The organism is Streptomyces brasiliensis, assembly GCF_014647875.1.
In the GTDB taxonomy this organism is placed as follows: Bacteria; Actinomycetota; Actinomycetes; order Streptomycetales; family Streptomycetaceae; genus Streptomyces; species Streptomyces brasiliensis.
Genome location: NZ_BMQA01000052.1, coordinates 1 through 14,923, shown reverse-complemented (window position 1 = coordinate 14,923; position 14,923 = coordinate 1). Strand labels below are relative to the sequence as shown.

Sequence of the window (14,923 nt, the reverse complement as noted above, 5' to 3'; positions counted from 1 at the left end):
GACTCGCAGAGGCCTACCGTTGATGCTCATGACCCTGAGCATCCGCAATCAACTCCCCGGCACCGTCACCACCGTCACCCCGGGTGAGGTGATGGCCACCGTCGGGATCCGGCTCACCGGCGGGCAACTCCTGACCGCGGCGATCACCCAGGAAGCCGTGACCGACCTCGGTCTCGCCCCCGGCGCCGCCGTGCGGGCCCTGGTGAAGTCGACCGAGGTCGCGCTAGCCACCGGCCCGGTGGAGGGCCTGTCGATCCGCAACCAGATTCCGGGCACCGTCACCGACATCGCGACCGGTGGGGCGATGGCCGCGGTGAAACTGGCCGTCGACGGCGGCGCGCTGACCGCCGCCGTGACCAAGGACGCCGTCGACGACCTCGCCCTGACGACCGGCTCGACGGCCGTCGCCCTGATCAAGTCGACCGAGGTCTCCGTCGCCAAGGCCTGACGCACACGAGGGCTCCCGCCCGGCGACCGGGTGGGAGCCCTCGCTGAGTGCTTGGATCAGTCCTCGTACGCGTCCAGCGGCGGGCAGGAGCAGACCAGGTTGCGGTCGCCGAAGGCCTGGTCGATACGGCGCACCGGCGGCCAGTACTTGTCGGCGGCCGAGACACCGGCCGGGAAGACGGCTTCCTCACGGCTGTAGGCGTGCGCCCACTCCCCGCCCAGCGCGGCCGCGGTGTGCGGGGCGCCCCGCAGCGGGTTGTCGTCCGCGGGCCACTCACCCGAGCCGACCTTCTCTGTCTCCGCGCGGATGGCGATCATCGCCTCGCAGAACCGGTCCAGTTCGGTCAGGTCCTCGGACTCGGTCGGCTCGATCATCAGCGTGCCGGCCACCGGGAAGGACATCGTCGGTGCGTGGAAGCCGTAGTCGATCAGCCGCTTGGCGATGTCGTCCACGGTCACGCCGGTCGCCTTGGTCAGCGGGCGCAGGTCGATGATGCACTCGTGCGCGACCAGCCCGCCGGGGCCGGTGTAGAGCACGGGGAAGTGCGGCTCGAGGCGCTTGGCGATGTAGTTCGCGGAGAGCACGGCCACCTGTGTGGCGCGCTTGAGGCCCTCGCCGCCCATGAGCCGGACGTACGCCCACGAGATCGGCAGGATGCCGGCCGAGCCCCACGGCGCGGCCGAGATCGGGCCGATGCCCGTCTCCGGACCGGCCGACGGCTGCAGCGGGTGGTTCGGCAGGTACGGCGCGAGGTGTGCGCGCACACCGACCGGGCCGACGCCCGGACCGCCGCCGCCGTGCGGGATGCAGAACGTCTTGTGCAGGTTCAGGTGCGAGACGTCGCCGCCGAAGTGGCCGGGCTTGGCGAGGCCGACCAGGGCGTTGAGGTTGGCGCCGTCGACGTAGACCTGGCCGCCGGCCTCGTGGACCTGGGCACAGATGTCTGCGACGTGCTCCTCGAACACACCGTGCGTCGACGGGTACGTGATCATCAGCACGGCCAGCTCGTCGCGGTGCTGCTCGATCTTCGCCCGCAGGTCCTCGACGTCGACCTCCCCGTCCTCGGCGGTCTTCACGACGACGACCTTCATGCCGGCCATGACGGCGCTGGCCGCGTTGGTGCCGTGCGCGGAGGACGGGATGAGGCAGACGGTGCGCTGCTCGTCGCCGTTGGCGCGGTGGTAGCCGCGGACGGCCAGCAGACCGGCCAGCTCGCCCTGCGAACCGGCGTTGGGCTGCAGCGACACCTTGTCGTACCCGGTGACCTCCGCGAGCCGCTCCTCCAGTTCCTGGATGAGCGTGAGGTAGCCCTGCGCCTGCTCCGCGGGCACGAAGGGGTGCAGCTGCCCGAACTCGGGCCAGGTGACCGGCTCCATCTCGGTGGTCGCGTTGAGCTTCATGGTGCAGGAGCCCAGCGGGATCATGCCGCGGTCGAGCGCGTAGTCGCGGTCGGCCAGCTTGCGCAGGTAGCGCAGCATCGCGGTCTCGGAGCGGTGCTGGTGGAAGACCGGGTGCGTGAGGAAGCCGGAGGTGCGCAGCCGTGCGGCCGGCAGCGTGTCCTCGGCGGCGGCGTCGAGCGCCTCGATGTCTCCCTCGACCCCGAACGCGGTCCATACGGCGCCGAGCTGTGCGCGCGTGGTGGTCTCGTCGCAGGCGATCGACACGGTGTCGGCGTCGACGAGGCGCAGGTTGACCCCGTTGTCGCGCGCGGTGGCCACGATGTCGGCGGCCCGGCCCGCGGCCCTTACGGTCAAGGTGTCGAAGTAGGCGCCGTGGACGACCTCGGCCCCGCCCGCGGTGAGCCCGGCGGCGATGATCGTGGCGTAGCGGTGGGTGCGCCGCGCGATCGACTTCAGGCCCTCGGGGCCGTGGTAGACGGCGTACATGCCCGCCATCACCGCGAGGAGCACCTGCGCGGTACAGATGTTACTGGTCGCCTTCTCGCGGCGGATGTGCTGCTCACGCGTCTGGAGGGCGAGGCGGTACGCCTTGTGCCCGTCGGCGTCCACGGACACGCCCACGAGGCGGCCGGGCAGGCTGCGCGCGAACTTCTCGTGGACGGCCATGTAGCCGGCGTGCGGCCCGCCGAAGCCCATCGGCACGCCGAAGCGCTGCGTGGTGCCGACGGCGATGTCGGCGCCCAGCTCGCCGGGCGAGGTCAGCAGGGTGAGCGCGAGCAGGTCGGCGGCGACGGTGACGAGCGCGCCGAGCTCGTGCGCCTGGTCGACGACCGGCTTGATGTCACGTACGGCGCCGGAGGCACCCGGGTACTGGATCAGCACGCCGTTGATCTCACGCGCGGCTATGTCGGCCGGGATGCCGTCGCTCAGGTCGGCGACGACGACCTCGACGCCGGCCGGCTCGGCGCGGGTCTCGATGACCGCGATGGTCTGCGGCAGCGCGTCCGCGTCGACCAGGAAGAGGCCCTTCTTGTTCTTGCCCATGCGCCGGGACAGCGCCACGGCTTCGGCGGCCGCGGTGCCCTCGTCCAGGAGGGAGGCGCCCGAGGTCGGCAGCCCGGTGAGGTCGGCGACCATGGTCTGGAAGTTCAGCAGAGCTTCGAGGCGGCCCTGGGAGATCTCCGGCTGGTACGGCGTGTAGGCCGTGTACCAGGCCGGGTTCTCCATGACGTTGCGCAGGATGACGGGCGGCGTGAAGGTGCCGTAGTACCCGAGACCGATCATCGAGCCGAGGACCTGGTTGCGGTCCGCGAGGGAGCGCAGTTCGGCCAGCACCTCGGCCTCGGTGCGCGCGTCCGGCAGGTCCAGCGCGTCGGCGTTCTTGATCACATCCGGCACCGCGGCAGCGGTCAGCTCGTCGAGGGAGCCGTAACCCACCTGCGCGAGCATCTTGGCCCGCGCCTCCTGGTCGGGCCCGATGTGGCGCTGCTCGAAGGGGATGCCCTGTTCGAGCTCGGAGAGCGGAATGCGAGGGGCGGTCATGGCGGCGGCCTCCTGGTCTGACGCGACCTTCGAGGGGCACCCCGGCGCGGGTACCCCGACGGCCTCCCCCTCTGTCATCTCAACCTGAGAGCTTCACCGGATGCCCGAAGGCTCCGGCTTTCACCGTCGGTGAGAGCGGAAGCCGTCGACACCCGCTCTGCTTTCCAGAGTGACCTCGTCCGTGCGGTACGTGGGCCTGAGAGATTCCGGGGAGGATTTGCTCCTTCGGCGCCTCCGGTGATCTCCGGAGGACTCTCCCGCACGGGGTCAGCAGCCGCTTGCCAGAGTACCAGCGAGGCCGAACGCCGGGGCTTCGAGTGGCCGCGTTCGCGAATGTGCTCTTTTGTAGTGCTTACGGATGATTTGCGACCAAGAGGAGGGCCCGTGCAGACCGACATCGATCCGCGCAACCTGATCGGCCGCAAGGCGTTCGACCGCAATGGCACCAAGATCGGCACGATCGACGAGGTGTACCTCGACGATGCGACGGGCGTGCCGGAGTGGGCGGCCATACGCACCGGTCTCTTCTCGCGCGACGCCTTCGTCCCCCTCGAGCCGAGCGAGCTGATCGAGGGCACCTTGCGCATCCCCTTCGAACGCGCCCTCATCAAGGACGCTCCCGATTTCGGCGTGGGCCGCCACCTCTCACCGGAACAGGAACTCCAGCTCTACCACCACTACGGCCTGGACGTGGCCCCGGCCCCCAAGGTTCCCGACCACGACTTCGGCAAGCTGGCGGGCACGGACGAAACCTGACCCCGATGGACCCCCCGCCCGGCCGGTAGCGCTGCCCTCGCCCACGGACGCTCTCCGACTTCCCTCAGCGCTACGGCCAAGGCCCAGAACTCGTCAGAAACACACCATCCAGCTGATCCGCTCACGAATCCGACACCGCGCACACCCGCGCGACTCCCACACCCTGCATCGCTTCGGGCCCCCAGCGGGCTGCCGGCTTCGCGCGCTCCTTGAACCCGCTCACACCTTGCACCGCCCCGCATACCCCTCGGGTCCCGCCCACGGCTCGTCGTGTCCATGCACCCCCGAATCCCCCAACGGCCCACCCGCCCCGCACACCCCCGGATCCCACTCGCGACTCGCGCCGCGCACCGTTCACGGACCCAGTCAACCGGTCTCGGTCCAGACCCCCTACGGGCGCCGCCCGGACTCCCCCGTCGCACGCCCGCGTCTGGCCACCGGTGCCTTCCGTCTCACTCCACATCACCCGCCGCGGCGCCCACACCGTTCGCGGCACCCTCAAGGCGCACGTCAGCCGCCCTCTCGCCGCCAGCCTCTCCCGCCGGAACCAGCGGCAGCGGATCCGCGCGTTCCAAGTCGGGGTCGTCGACGCGGAACGTCCGAACCCGGCCCGGCTCCGAGTCGGGTGTCTCGAAGCGCACGGTGACCCGGCCCAGCCCGCTGCCCTGCACCCAGCCATGCCCGTACTCCGTGTGGCGCACGTCGTGCCCCGAGGGCCAGTGCCGCTCGGCAGGCGTCTCCTCGGCCACGGGCTCCGCCACCGTCTCCTCCGCCGCCGGGTCGGCCCGCACCCCCGCCGCCTGGGCGAACAGGTCCTCCTGCGTGTAGTCGGCCAGGCCGGACACGCCCACCCCGAGCAGCCGCACCCCACCCGTGGTGTCCACAGAGTCCAGCAGACGCGAGGCGGCCTCCCGCACCACCGCCGGATCGTCCGTCGGCCCCCGCAGCGTCTCCGACCGGGTCAGGGTCGAGAAGTCGTACCGCCGCACCTTGAGCACGATGGTCCGGCCCGACAGCCCGGCCCCGCGCAGCCGCCGCACGCACCGGTCGGCCAGCCGCTGCACCTCGAGACCGACCCGGATCCGGTCGTGGATGTCCACGTCGTACGTGTCCTCGACCGACACCGACTTGGTCTCCCGCTCGGCCACCACGGGCCGCTCGTCCTGCGCCAGCGCCATGGCGTAGAGGGCGTGTCCATGGGCCTTTCCGACCAGCCGTACCAACTCGTCCTCCCCCGCCTCGGCCAGTTCGTCGACTGTGGTGATCCCGGCGCGCCGCAGATGGTCCCCGGTCGCCGGTCCCACCCCCGGCAGGGTCCGCACCGACATCGGGCCGAGCAGCGCCCGCTCCGTGCCCGGCTCGATCAGCACCAGCCCGTCGGGCTTGGCCTCCTCGGAGGCGATCTTCGCGAGCATCTTGGAGGCGGCGAGCCCCACCGACCCCGTGAGCCCCGTGGCAGCCCGTATGTCCGCGCGCAGCTTCACCCCGGCCAGCCGCGCCGACGGCTCGTCCCAGGCCGTTCCCCCGGCCTCCAGGTCCACGAATGCCTCGTCCAGGCTCAGCGGCTCCACCAGCGGCGACAGCTCCCGCAGCAGCGCCATCACCTGCTCGCTGATCGACCGGTAGAGACCGAAGCGCGGCACGAGATACGCGGCGTTCGGAGCCAGCCTGCGCGCCTGCGCCATGGGCATCGCCGAGTGGACTCCGAAGACCCGTGCCTCGTACGACGCGGTGGCGACCACCCCGCGCGGCCCGAGCCCGCCCACGACGACGGCCTTCCCGCGCAGGCTCGGCTTGGACGCCTGCTCCACCGAGGCGAAGAAGGCATCCATGTCGAGATGCAGGATCGTGGGCGCGTTTCTCACATCTCCGATGCTGCACCACACCACTGACAATGCCCCGGCACAGGGCCGGGGCACGACCATGGGTCCTGCGGGACCGTCCCCTCAGACGGCTCGGTTGCGCCGCCGCGCCAGCTCGTCCGCCGGGTTGTGGCCGACGAGTGTCTCACCGGTGTCGATCCGCTCTCCGTGCAGCTGGGAGAGGGCGCTCTCCACGTCCCGCCACACCACGCCCACGGCGATCCCGAAGATGCCCTGGCCGCCCTGGAGCAGGGCGTGGACCTCGTCGGGAGAGGTGCACTCGTAGACGGTGGCGCCGTCACTCATGAGCGTCATGCGCTCAAGGTCGCGGAAACCGCGTTCCCTGAGGTGCTGGACAGCGGTGCGGATGTTCTGCAGCGAGACCCCGGTGTCCAGGAACCGCTTCACGATCTTCAGGACGACGACGTCACGAAAGCTGTACAGCCGCTGCGTGCCCGACCCGTAGGCGGGCCGTACACTCGGCTCCACGAGCCGCGTACGGGCCCAGTAGTCCAACTGTCGATAGGTGATGCCGGCGGCCGCACAGGCCGTCGGACCGCGGTAACCGATCTCCTCGGACGCCATGGACGCCGCCCCTCCGCCGCTCGGCACGGCCGTCGGCCGTTGCGGGGCGTGATCAGCCGCGCTTCCGTGAAGCTGGTACGGACCGCGCTCCCCGAAACCGCGTCCGGGGGCACCCCCAGCCGTACCGTCGCCGCTGCTGCTCACGCCGACCTCCGTCCTTGACCTGCCTTCTCGACGGTAGGCAGTCACCAGGGGTGCGTCAACGATCGCCACACTCGGCACGCCGAGTGATAATCACCCTAGGAGTGGTTTTCCGTGCCCCACCGCGGGGAAAGGCTAGCCGAATGCGCTCGCGGGGAGGCGTAGGACGCTCTCAATGGCCCCTGGCAATTGCCCGGCGTCGGCGTGCGCCGGGTCCGGGGTGACTCGGAGCGGACCATGGATCCGCCGGGCCGACCGGCCGTCTCACTGGCTGCTGGTCCCGAAGTCCTCGGGCGAGATCTGGTCGAGGAACTCCCGGAACTTCTCCACCTCGTCCTCCTGCTCGTCCGGAATCGCGATGCCGGCGTCGTCGAGCACCGTGTCGCTGCCGTAGATCGGCGTTCCGGTGCGCAGGGCCAGCGCTATGGCGTCGGACGGGCGCGCACTCACCTCGACGCCGCTGGCGAAGACCAGTTCCGCGTAGAAGACGCCCTCACGCAGGTCCGTGATGCGCACTTCGCTGAGCTCCTGGCCGACGGCTTCCAGCACGTCCTTGAAAAGGTCGTGGGTCAGCGGTCGCGCGGGCGCCATCCCCTGCTGGGCAAAGGCGATCGCCGTCGCCTCCCCCGGACCGATCCAGATGGGGAGGTACCGGTCGCCGCCCACTTCACGCAGGAGCACGATCGGTTGGTTGGAGGGCATTTCCACCCGGACACCTACGACATCGAGCTCGTTCACACAGCAACCCTAGGCCGTGCCCGGGACGTTTGGGTAGTCGGGCAGGGAACGGGCGCCGGATCCGGCGCCCGGGACGCCCGCGCCACTCATGGCAGATGCACGCCGAGCGCGGTCTTCACGAGGGCGGCGTGCAGTCTGACGGTGAGCGCAGCCAGCTCCTCCGCACGCTCCTGGGCATGGGCCCTGGTCTGCGGATTGCGGTGGCGCTTGAGGGGGGCAACCACCTGGTCGACGAGCCCTGCCTCGCGGTCGGCGGCGGCCTTCATCACCCGGAGATGGCGCGGCTCGATCCCGAACCGCCCCAGCTCGGCGACGAGCGAGGCCACGGTGACCACCTCCGCGTCGTAGGCCCCGTCCTCCAGCGGAGCGATGAGCCCGTAGGACTCCCATTCCCGCAGGTCGCTCTCCTCGATCTCCGCAGCCGCCAACAGCTCGTGCCGCCCGATCCTGGCCGCCGCGGGCGCCTCGGGCGGCTCCGTGAGCGCCCGTCCTTCCCGCTGGCGCCCCACGAGCGGCAACTGGACGGCCTCACCGCGCTCCAGGGCGTCCAGGTACTCCCGGATGACCTTGAGCGGCAGATAATGGTCCCGCTGCATCCTGAGCACATGCGCCAGGCGCTCGACGTCCCCGGCACTGAACTTGCGGTACCCCGAAGGAGTCCGCTGCGGCTCGATGAGGCCCTCCGACTCCAGGAAGCGGATCTTGGAGATGGTCACCTCGGGGAACTCGTCTCGCAGCACGTTGAGCACCGTGCCGATGCTCATCAGCTCGCCGTCCATGGCGGCGGGGCCGTGTCCGGCACCGCCGCTCGGTGTTCGCAGCATGGACCTTCCCCGGGGTCCTCCCACGGACGGAGTCCGAGGGAGGTCAGATGCCCTGCCGGCTCGCGTAGAACACCAGCCGGTACTTGCCGATCTGCACCTCGTCACCGTTCGACAGAGCGACCTGGTCGATCCGCTCGCGGTTGACGTACGTGCCGTTCAGACTGCCCACGTCGGCCACCGTGAAGGAACCGTCCGGAGAGCGCCGGAACTCCACATGGCGACGCGAGACCGTCACGTCGTCGAGGAAGATGTCGCTCTGCGGATGGCGGCCGGCCGTGGTCAGCTCACCGTCCAGCAGGAATCGGCTGCCGGAATTGGGACCGCGACGCACCACCAGGAGCGCGGAGCCGACCGGCAGCGCGTCGACGGCCGCCTGCGCCTCGGGCGAGAGCGTGGGCACCTGGGTCTGACCGGTGACCTCCGCATCGTAGGCCTCGAGACCGGAGATGGAGATGGTGGACGTCGTCTCGGACGCACGCTCCGGGCTCGCGCCGGCACGCAGCGGCGCACCGCAGTTGGAACAGAAGCGGGCGTTCTGCGCGTTGCGGTTACCGCACCTCGTACACACCAGGACCGACATGGACGGATCCTCCTGCCACGGCTGCCCCGCCGGGGCATTGGACGCGTACGGGTCGGGGGCAAACCCTCCACCCGCACTTGAGGTTGGCGGTTGCCCGAAACCTATGCCGCCGGGCTGGGCAGGGTCAACAGACGGCGCGCCCTGGCCTCCGGAAATGTCACCGCCCGGACCAGCCACCTGGTCGCGGAACAGCGGGCGCCGGCCTTCGTCGGGCTGTGCGCGATGACGAGCGGTCGCGTTGTCGCTGCCCTCTCGCGCGCTCTTGCCGAACAACTTCGCAAACAACTTCACGGGCGATTCCCCTTGACCGAAACAGACCCGCCCGTGGGGCAGGACGAACCCTGATTGCATACACCGGCCGACCCGGACATCTTCACAACGTCCGTATCCACCAGACAGTTTCCACCACGCACCTCCCGTTCGGTGCGCCGACCCCCCGCAACCTCATGCCCCTGCCGGACGTCCCCCATGCACCGCCGGTTCACTGCGAGGACGACCGAGCGTAGTCAGGCCGCTTCGCCGCTCGCAAGGCGTCGACGACGATCTTGGTGGAGCGCTCCACGGTCACGGTGGCCTGCTCCTTCTCAAGAGTCTGCACCACGCCTCCGGGAATGTTGAGCGCCGGTTCGAGGTCCTGCGGCTTGCCGATGACCTTGAAACGATAAGGGGCGTTGATCTTGTTCCCGTCCACGCTCACCGTCTTGCCCGAGTCGGTCAGATAGGTGCCCGCGACGACCCGTACCCCGTTCACCTCGATCGCCTCCGCGCCGGCCGCGCGCAGCTCCTGGATCGCGTCGAGCAGCATGTCCGCCTGGACCGTCCCCTTCGTGTCGTCGATCGTCATCGTGATGCCGGGACCCTCGGCGGCCACGGTGCCCGCCAGAATGCCGAGTTGCCGCTCCTTCTCGGCCGTCTGCTTGCGCGCCTCCGACGCCTGGTCGGAGCTGCTCTGCAGTTCCTGACGCTGCTTCTCGAGTCCCGTCTTCTCGTCCTCAAGACGCTGAGTACGGTCGTCGAGTTCATCCAGGATGCGAACGAGATCTTCCTGACGCGCGCCGCGCAGCGCGCTGTCGCTGTCGCTGTTCGACGCCACCTGCACGGCGAGGCCGAAGCCGAGGCCGAACAGCAGCACGGCGACGATGAGTTGGGCCCGGCTGACGCGCGGCGGCCACAGACCCTTGACCAGCCGCTGGCGACCGGTCAGCGCCGACTCCGGCGCCTCCTGGGCAGCCTGGCCGTGTTCGGGGACCGACGCGGGCACCTCTTCGGGCAGTTCCCTGCGCAGCCTGTTCTCCGGCTGCTCGTCCTGGTTGCTCATCGGTCTCACGCCCGGAACACGTGCCGCCGGATCGCCGCGGCGTTGGAGAAGATACGGATACCGAGGACGACCACCACACCGGTGGACAGCTGCGCACCGACGCCCAACTTGTCGCCCAGGAAAACGATCAGGGCGGCCACGACGACGTTCGACAGGAACGACACCACGAAGACCTTGTCGTCGAAGATGCCGTCGAGCATGGCCCGAAGGCCGCCGAAGACGGCGTCGAGCGCCGCGACGACGGCGATCGGCAGATAAGGCTCGACGACCGCCGGAACCTCAGGCCGGACCAACAGGCCGGCCACGACTCCCACGACGAGGCCCAGTACGGCGATCACGATGTGCCCTTCTCAGTGCTCGGCTGTGCGGTACGTACGATCACACTCGGTGCGGCGGGCAGCCGGAGGTCACTCTCCGTGGAGATACCGGTCCGGATCCCGAAGTTCTCTTCCAGGGCGTTCAGATACAGCCCGTCGGCGCTGTTCTGGAACCTGTTGCTCAGCCGTTTCCCGTCCCCCACCGCCAGCACCGTGTAGGGCGGCACCAGCGGCTTGTTGTCGACCAGTATCGCGTCACCCGCGGCCCTGATCGCGGACAGGGCGGTCAGTCGCCGCCCGTTGATGGAGACGGCCTCGGCACCGGAGGCCCACAGTCCGTTCACGACGCGTTGCATGTCGCGGTCGCGCACCCGGCCGGTGTCGGAGAAGCCGGAGGTCTCGCGGGGGTTGGTGCCGTCGCCGCCTGTGCTGGCTTCCTTGGCGTCGTTCACGACCAGCTTCACACCGGGGCCGTGCACCGCCGTGGCGCCGGACAGCACGCCCACCAGATCCGCCTGCGCGCTGCCGCCGCTCGTCCGCAGTGCCGCCCGCTGACGGGCACTGACGTCGTCGCGCAGCTCGTCCACCGTGCCCTCGAGCTTGTCCGCCGCCGCAGTCTCCTGGTCGATGCGGTCGATCAGCTCCTGGCGCTCCTTGGCGACGACGGGCGCGGCCACGCGTGCCTGTGCCGCACCAACGGTCACGACGAGCGCGGCGAGGACCAGACCGGCCGCGAGACCGAGCTTGGCCCTGAGAGTCTTCGGCATGCCGCCCTCGCCCCAGTTCTCCTTCCGGGCGGCGGCCTCGGCGTACCCGTCGTCGAGGCTGTGGTCCATGACGTTGGTGATCAACGACATGGAGGCGTCCGGACGCGGAGGCCGCGCGGGTGTGCTCCGAACGGGGGGTTGCTGCGGCATGCCGCACATCGTCGCATGTCGCGACCAGTACCTCCGAATGGCCCCACCGGCGTGCCGGACAGGCCCCCTTGGGGACACTTGTCCGGCACGCACGCGTGCAGACCGTTTTACCGCCCGGCGCTGTCCACGATCGCCGACCACTCGTCGAGAAGGGCCTGCGCAGAGGCATCGTCGGGGCCCTCGGCCCACAGATGGGTGACCGCCTCGGCCGGGTCGGGCAGCACCATCACCCAGCGTCCGTCGGCCTCCACGACCCGCACACCGTCCGTGGTGTCGACGGAGCGCTCTCCGGCCGCCTCGACGACACGCCGCATCACCAGACCCTTGACAGCCCACGGGGTCGCCAGGTCCCGCTTGAGGACGTGCGCCCGCGGGATCCGGGCGTCGATCTGGCTGAGAGTGAGCTGGGTGCGCGCCACCAGTCCGATCAGCCGGACGAAGGCCGCCGTACCGTCGTAGACGCCGCTGAACTCCGGGACGATGAACCCGCCCTTGCCGTCACCGCCGAAAATGGTCCCTTCCTCGCGCCCCACGCGCGTGAGGTCGTCGGGAGAGGTCGTGGTCCATTCGACCTGGGTGCCGTGGTACGCGGCCACCTGCTCGGCGATCCTGGTCGTGGTCACCGGCAGCGCCACGCGCCCGCTGCGCCGCTCTGCGGCCACCAGGTCGAGCATCACGAGCAGCGCCCGGTCGTCCTCGATGATGCGGCCCCTCTCGTCGACCAGGGACAGCCGCTCGCCCACAGGGTCGAACCGGACACCGAACGCGGCCCTGGAGGACGCCACGATCTCGCCGAGCCGCACCAGCCCCGACCGCCGCACATCGGCGGTCTCCGTGGGCCGCGCCTCGTCCAGACCGGGGTTGATGGTCAGCGAGTCGACCCCGAGCTTGCCGAGCAGGCTCGGCAGGACGAGCCCGGCACTGCCGTTGGAGGCGTCCACGACGACCTTGAGGCCCGACTCGGCGACCCCCGTCGTGTCGACGTTCCGCAGCAACGACCCGGTGTACGAGTCGAACACACTGGCCGGGAAGTACAGGTCGCCGATCTCGCCGGGGAACGCACGCCGGTACTCCTGCCGCGCGAATATCCGGTCCAGCTTCCGCTGGCCGCCCTGGGAGAGGTCGGCGCCCTGTCCGTCGAAGAACATGATGTCGACGGAGTCCGGCACACCCGGCGAGGTCCGGATCATGATGCCGCCGGCGCTGCCGCGCGCGGTCTGCTGCCGGGCCACGGGCAGCGGGACGTTCTCCAGATCCCGTACGTCGATGGCGCTGGCCTGAAGAGCCGAGATGACCGCCCGCTTGAGCGCCCGGGCGCCGCGGGAGTGGTCGCGGGCCGTGGTGACAGTGGATCCCTTCTTGAGCGTGGTCGCGTACGCGCCGGCCAGCCGCACGGCCAGTTCGGGCGTGATCTCCACGTTCAGGATCCCGGACACCCCGCGGGCGCCGAACAGGTGGGCCTGGCCCCGGGATTCCCAGATGACCGAGGTGTTGACGAAGGCGCCGGCCTCGATCGTCTTGAAGGGATAGACGCGTACGTTGCCCTGAACGATCGATTCTTCACCGATCAGGCATTCGTCACCGATGACCGCGCCGTCCTCGATCCGGGCCGCCCGCATGATGTCGGTGTTCTTTCCGACGACACAGCCCCGCAGATTGCTGTGCTGCCCGACGTACACGTTGTCGTGCACGACGGCCCTGTGCAGGAACGCGCCACTCTTCACGACCACGTTGGATCCGACGACGGTGTGCTCGCGAATTTCGGCGCCCGCCTCGACCTTGGCGTAGTCGCCGATGTAGAGGGGACCGCGGAGCACGGCATCGGGATGCACTTCCGCACCCTCGGCCACCCACACACCGGGCGAGATTTCGAAGCCGTCGAGTTCGACGTCGACCTTGCCTTCGAGCACATCCGCCTGCGCCTTCACGTACGACTCGTGCGTGCCGACGTCCTCCCAATACCCCTCGGCTACATAGCCGTAGACCGGCTTGCCCTCCTTCATCAACTGCGGGAAGACATCACCGGACCAGTCGACGGGAACGTCCGGCTCGACATAGCTGAACACTTCGGGCTCCATGACATAGATGCCCGTGTTCACCGTGTCGGAGAAGACCTGCCCCCAGGTCGGCTTCTCGAGGAAGCGCTCGACCTTTCCTTCTTCGTCGACGATGGTTATGCCGAACTCCAGCGGATTGGGCACTCGCGTCAGACACACGGTGACGAGCGCGCCCTTTTCCTTGTGGAAATTGATCAGCTCGGTGAGGTCGAAGTCGGTCAGTGCATCACCGGAGATGACCAGGAAAGCATCGTCCTTCAACGCCGCTTCGGCGTTCTTGACGCTTCCGGCGGTACCGAGTGGCTTCTCCTCATTGGCATAGGTGAGCTCCATTCCGAGCTCCTCGCCATCACCGAAGTAGTTCTTGACGAGCGAGGCCAGGAACTGCACGGTTACAACGGTCTCGGTGAGCCCATGCCTTTTGAGCAGCCTCAGCACATGCTCCATGATGGGGCGGTTCGCCACAGGCAGGAGCGGCTTGGGCATGCTCGAGGTCATTGGGCGAAGGCGAGTGCCTTCGCCACCGGCCATCACGACGGCCTTCATGTCGGAAGCGTCCTCCTCCAAGAGACGACGGTCTAGCCGACTTCACCCGTCAAGATTGTCCCGCACTTTTCCGTCGAGGGCCATCGAGCCACTACGTCCGGACAATCGCCGAGCTCAATCGGACATGGCGTCCGCACGGACCAGACGGCGGACTTGCACCACGTAGAGCACTCCTGCCCACCAGTAGAGCGTTGTACCCCACCCTGCGAACGCCCATCCGAAAATAGCAGCGAGTGACGAGATCCATCCACTTCCGTCACTGAGCAACAGCAGCGGAAACGCGTACATGAGATTGAAGGTCGCGGCCTTCCCCAGGAAGTTCACCTGCGGCGGCGGATAGCCGTGCCGCCTGAGGATGCCCACCATGACCAGCAGAACCAGTTCGCGCGCCAGCAGTACGGCGGTCAACCACAGGGGCAGGATCTCGCGCCAGGTGAGCCCGACCAACGTCGAAAGAATGTAGAGCCGGTCAGCGGCCGGGTCGAGAAGCCGGCCGAGGCTGCTGATCTGGTTCCAGCGGCGCGCGAGTTTGCCGTCCAGGTAGTCACTGATTCCACTCAGCGCGAGCACCAGGAGAGCCCAACCGTCGCTCTTGGGACCGCCGAACTCCGGCCTGAGGATGAGCCACAGGAAGACGGGTACGCCGACGAGCCGCGCCATGCTGAGGATGTTGGGGATGGTGAGGACCCGGTCCGTCTGGACACGGGTCTCCTGGACCTCCACCCGGGGGCCTCCTGTGGGAAACGAACCAACGATGCCCCCTGACCTTACCTCAACGCAAAAAAGCTCTGGCTCCTGGGCTGTATGCCCAAGAGCCAGAGCTTCAAAGGGAGTTCGGCGGTGTCCTACTCTCCCACAGGGTCCCCCCTGCAGTACCATCGGCGCTGTAAGG

The 14,923-nt window shown here is 69.1% G+C and carries 13 protein-coding genes and 1 riboswitch; of the genes, 2 read left to right on the top strand and 11 right to left on the bottom strand.

What is annotated here, in order from left to right; genetic code table 11:
• Positions 1–28: 28 nt before the first annotated feature.
• On the top strand, positions 29–448 hold the full coding sequence (locus IEZ19_RS39325) for a TOBE domain-containing protein (protein WP_189316192.1): 420 nt from the start codon (positions 29–31) through the stop codon (positions 446–448).
• A gap of 56 nt (positions 449–504) precedes the next feature.
• Here the strand turns inward: IEZ19_RS39325 and gcvP are convergent, their stop codons facing one another.
• Positions 505–3,390, bottom strand: coding sequence for an aminomethyl-transferring glycine dehydrogenase (gene gcvP / locus IEZ19_RS39320; RefSeq protein ID WP_189316191.1), 2,886 nt, complete (start codon positions 3,388–3,390; stop codon positions 505–507).
• A gap of 174 nt (positions 3,391–3,564) precedes the next feature.
• A riboswitch (glycine riboswitch) is annotated at positions 3,565–3,660 on the bottom strand.
• 114 nt (positions 3,661–3,774) lie between these two features.
• On the opposite strand from gcvP, the gene IEZ19_RS39315 reads away from it, so the two are divergent.
• The gene (locus tag IEZ19_RS39315; RefSeq protein WP_189316190.1) at positions 3,775–4,146 is read left to right on the top strand and encodes a PRC-barrel domain-containing protein; all 372 of its coding nucleotides are present in this window, start codon (positions 3,775–3,777) and stop codon (positions 4,144–4,146) included.
• Between the two features lie 452 nt (positions 4,147–4,598).
• On the opposite strand, the gene IEZ19_RS39310 is transcribed toward IEZ19_RS39315, so the two are convergent.
• The 10 genes from IEZ19_RS39310 to clsA form a co-directional block, all read right to left on the bottom strand.
• Complete coding sequence (locus tag IEZ19_RS39310) at positions 4,599–6,011, bottom strand: DNA polymerase IV (RefSeq protein WP_229841329.1); 1,413 nt, start codon at positions 6,009–6,011, stop codon at positions 4,599–4,601.
• A gap of 81 nt (positions 6,012–6,092) precedes the next feature.
• On the bottom strand, positions 6,093–6,737 hold the full coding sequence (locus tag IEZ19_RS39305; protein WP_189316189.1) for a MerR family transcriptional regulator: 645 nt from the start codon (positions 6,735–6,737) through the stop codon (positions 6,093–6,095).
• A gap of 261 nt (positions 6,738–6,998) precedes the next feature.
• Positions 6,999–7,472: a bifunctional nuclease family protein gene (locus IEZ19_RS39300; protein ID WP_189316188.1), complete on the bottom strand. Its 474-nt coding sequence runs from the start codon at positions 7,470–7,472 to the stop codon at positions 6,999–7,001.
• Between the two features lie 86 nt (positions 7,473–7,558).
• Positions 7,559–8,296, bottom strand: coding sequence for a transcriptional regulator FtsR (gene ftsR, locus IEZ19_RS39295; protein ID WP_189316187.1), 738 nt, complete (start codon positions 8,294–8,296; stop codon positions 7,559–7,561).
• A gap of 43 nt (positions 8,297–8,339) precedes the next feature.
• Positions 8,340–9,227: a zinc-ribbon and FHA domain-containing protein gene (locus tag IEZ19_RS39290; protein WP_189316186.1), complete on the bottom strand. Its 888-nt coding sequence runs from the start codon at positions 9,225–9,227 to the stop codon at positions 8,340–8,342.
• Between the two features lie 130 nt (positions 9,228–9,357).
• Positions 9,358–10,194: a DUF881 domain-containing protein gene (locus tag IEZ19_RS39285; RefSeq protein ID WP_189316185.1), complete on the bottom strand. Its 837-nt coding sequence runs from the start codon at positions 10,192–10,194 to the stop codon at positions 9,358–9,360.
• A 5-nt stretch (positions 10,195–10,199) separates the two neighbouring features.
• Positions 10,200–10,532 carry a small basic family protein gene (locus tag IEZ19_RS39280; RefSeq protein WP_003988855.1) on the bottom strand — a complete coding sequence of 111 codons (333 nt, stop codon included), beginning with the start codon at positions 10,530–10,532 and terminating at the stop codon, positions 10,200–10,202.
• Positions 10,529–11,368: a DUF881 domain-containing protein gene (locus IEZ19_RS39275; RefSeq protein WP_229841327.1), complete on the bottom strand. Its 840-nt coding sequence runs from the start codon at positions 11,366–11,368 to the stop codon at positions 10,529–10,531. Before IEZ19_RS39275 ends, IEZ19_RS39280 begins: the two co-directional genes overlap by 4 nt.
• Before the next feature lie 167 nt (positions 11,369–11,535).
• Complete coding sequence (locus IEZ19_RS39270) at positions 11,536–14,031, bottom strand: mannose-1-phosphate guanyltransferase (RefSeq protein WP_189316213.1); 2,496 nt, start codon at positions 14,029–14,031, stop codon at positions 11,536–11,538.
• Between the two features lie 114 nt (positions 14,032–14,145).
• Positions 14,146–14,754: a cardiolipin synthase ClsA gene (gene clsA / locus IEZ19_RS39265; RefSeq protein ID WP_189316183.1), complete on the bottom strand. Its 609-nt coding sequence runs from the start codon at positions 14,752–14,754 to the stop codon at positions 14,146–14,148.
• Positions 14,755–14,923: the final 169 nt, after the last annotated feature.

What these genes read in the sequence shown, in the direction of transcription:
- IEZ19_RS39325 (WP_189316192.1), top strand. Translation starts at nt 29, where the DNA reads ATGACCCTGAGCATCCGCAATCAACTCCCCGGCACCGTCACCACCGTC.
- gcvP (WP_189316191.1), bottom strand. Translation starts at nt 3,390, where the DNA reads ATGACCGCCCCTCGCATTCCGCTCTCCGAGCTCGAACAGGGCATCCCC.
- ftsR (WP_189316187.1), bottom strand. Translation starts at nt 8,296, where the DNA reads ATGCTGCGAACACCGAGCGGCGGTGCCGGACACGGCCCCGCCGCCATG.
- IEZ19_RS39290 (WP_189316186.1), bottom strand. Translation starts at nt 9,227, where the DNA reads ATGCAATCAGGGTTCGTCCTGCCCCACGGGCGGGTCTGTTTCGGTCAA.
- IEZ19_RS39285 (WP_189316185.1), bottom strand. Translation starts at nt 10,194, where the DNA reads ATGAGCAACCAGGACGAGCAGCCGGAGAACAGGCTGCGCAGGGAACTG.
- IEZ19_RS39275 (WP_229841327.1), bottom strand. Translation starts at nt 11,368, where the DNA reads ATGTCGTTGATCACCAACGTCATGGACCACAGCCTCGACGACGGGTAC.
- IEZ19_RS39270 (WP_189316213.1), bottom strand. Translation starts at nt 14,031, where the DNA reads ATGAAGGCCGTCGTGATGGCCGGTGGCGAAGGCACTCGCCTTCGCCCA.